This window comes from Mesorhizobium sp. M7A.F.Ca.CA.004.06.1.1 (assembly GCF_003999135.1).
Lineage (GTDB): Bacteria > Pseudomonadota > Alphaproteobacteria > Rhizobiales > Rhizobiaceae > Mesorhizobium.
Window position 1 is genome coordinate 1 of sequence record NZ_RZPQ01000863.1, and the last position, 2,313, is coordinate 2,313.

The 2,313-nt window shown below is 64.2% G+C and carries 2 protein-coding genes; both read left to right on the top strand.

Annotated elements, in window-relative coordinates; genetic code table 11:
- Positions 1 to 1,640 (top strand): TRAP transporter large permease subunit (locus tag EN906_RS31330; RefSeq protein WP_127375649.1); only part of this gene is annotated, 1,640 nt, incomplete at its 5' end.
- An 18-nt stretch (positions 1,641 to 1,658) separates the two neighbouring features.
- The coding region (locus EN906_RS31335) for an alcohol dehydrogenase catalytic domain-containing protein (RefSeq protein WP_164777508.1) at positions 1,659 to 2,313 on the top strand (655 nt) is incomplete at its 3' end.

The window sequence follows — 2,313 nt, forward strand, 5'->3', positions numbered from 1 at the left end:
CCGGAGGATCGATCAACCTCGCCTGGCCGCTCCTGCACGCATTGCCGGATAATTTCTACGGCAGCCGGGTGATGTCGAACGACACGCTGCTGGCCATTCCGTTCTTCACCTTCATGGGCATCGTGCTCGAGCGATCGGGTATGGCCGAAGACCTGCTCGACACGATCGGCCAGCTGTTCGGGCCAATCCGCGGTGGCCTTGCCTATGCGGTGATCTTCGTCGGCGCGCTTTTGGCAGCGACCACCGGCGTGGTGGCGGCTTCCGTCATCGCCATGGGCCTGATCTCGCTGCCGATCATGCTGCGCTATGGCTATGACCGCCGGCTCGCATCCGGTGTCATTGCCGCCTCGGGCACGCTTGCCCAGATCATCCCGCCGTCGCTGGTGCTGATCGTGCTTGCCGACCAGCTCGGCCGTTCGGTCGGCGACATGTATGCCGGCGCGCTGATCCCCGGCCTCGTGCTCACCGTCCTCTATATGTCCTACATCCTGATCATGTCGATCATCCGGCCGAACTCGATGCCGGCGCTGCCGCTCGAGGCCCGTACACTCGGCCATGGCGTGATGTCGCTGCTGGTGGCTTTGCTGGTCACATTAGCGGTTTCCTACGCGGCGTATCGTTATCTGGCGCCGGCGCATGGCGACAATGCCGACATTCTCGGCGCGACTGCCGGAGTCCTGTTCATCTACATCGTCGCCATTGCCGACAAACGCCTGAATTTCAACATGATGTCCAGGCTCGCGCAGCAGGTGATCATCGTGCTGATCCCCCCGCTGGCGCTGATCTTCCTGGTGCTGGGCACCATCTTCCTGGGCATCGCCACGCCGACCGAAGGCGGCGCCATGGGTTCCGTCGGCGCCTTGATCATGGCGGCGGCAAAGGGGCGCTTGTCGCTTGACGTCGTCAAGCAGGCACTGGCCTCGACGACAAGGCTATCGTCCTTCGTGCTTTTCATCCTGATCGGCGCACGGGTGTTCTCACTGACCTTCTACGGCGTCAACGGCCACATCTGGGTCGAGCACCTTTTGACGTCGCTGCCGGGCGGCGAGGTCGGCTTCCTGATCGGCGTCAACATGCTCGTCTTCTTCCTCGCTTTCTTCCTCGACTTCTTCGAATTGGCGTTCATCATCGTACCGCTGCTGGCGCCCGCCGCCGACAAGCTCGGCATCGACCTGATCTGGTTCGGCGTGCTCCTGGGCGTCAACATGCAGACCAGCTTCATGCACCCGCCCTTCGGCTTCGCGCTGTTCTACCTGCGTTCGGTGGCTGCGCGCGTGCCCTATCTCGATCGTCTCACCGGCAAACAAATCGCGCCGGTGACCACCGGACAGATCTATTGGGGCGCGGTGCCCTTTGTCTGCATCCAGGTGATCATGATCGGGTTGACCATCGCCTTCCCGCAAATGGTGATGCACTACAAGGGAACGACCGTCGATCCGGGCACGATCGACTACCAGGTGCCGGAGATGCCCGGCCTGTCGCCGCTCGGCACGCCGCCGGCGGATGGCGCAGCGCCTGCCGGCGGCGGCACGGCTCCCGCCGCCCCCGATCTGTCGCAGCCGCCGAGCTTCGGCGACGCGCCGCCGGCCAAGCCGGCAACGCCACAGCCCGACCTGTCGCAACCGCCAAGCTTCAACTGAACCGGCATGGTCAAAACCATGAAAGCGGTGCGGCTGGAAGCAGTGGGCGGCATCACGCTGCGCGACGTCGACATGCCTGACATCGGTGCGGATGAGCTACTGGTGCGCATCGAAGCCTGCGGCGTCTGCGGCACGGATCGGCATCTGTTTCACGGCGAATTTCCGTGCACGCCGCCGGTGACGCCCGGCCATGAGTTCTCCGGTCTCGTCGAGGCGATCGGAAAATCGGTCTCGGGTTTTGCCATCGGCGATCGTGTCACCGGCGACCCCAACATCGCCTGCGGGCGCTGCGCGCGTTGTCACGCGGGACAAGTCAATCTCTGCAGCAATCTGCGCGCCATCGGCATTCATCGCGATGGCGGCTTTGCCGAATATCTTGCCTTGCCGCAGAAGCAGGCTTTCGTCCTGCCTGCGGGCCTCGATCCCATGCACGGTGCCTTCTGCGAGCCGCTCGGCTGTTGCCTGCACGGCGTCGACCTTGCCGGTATCAAACCGGGCAGCTCGGTGGTCGTGCTTGGCGGCGGCGTGATCGGCCTGCTCACCGTACAACTGGCAAGATTGGCGGGAGCCACGACCATCATCCTGTCGACCAGGCAAGCCTCGCGGCGCGCCCTCGCCGAGGACCTCGGCGCGACAATGACGATCGATCCAACCACCCCCGATGTCATCGATG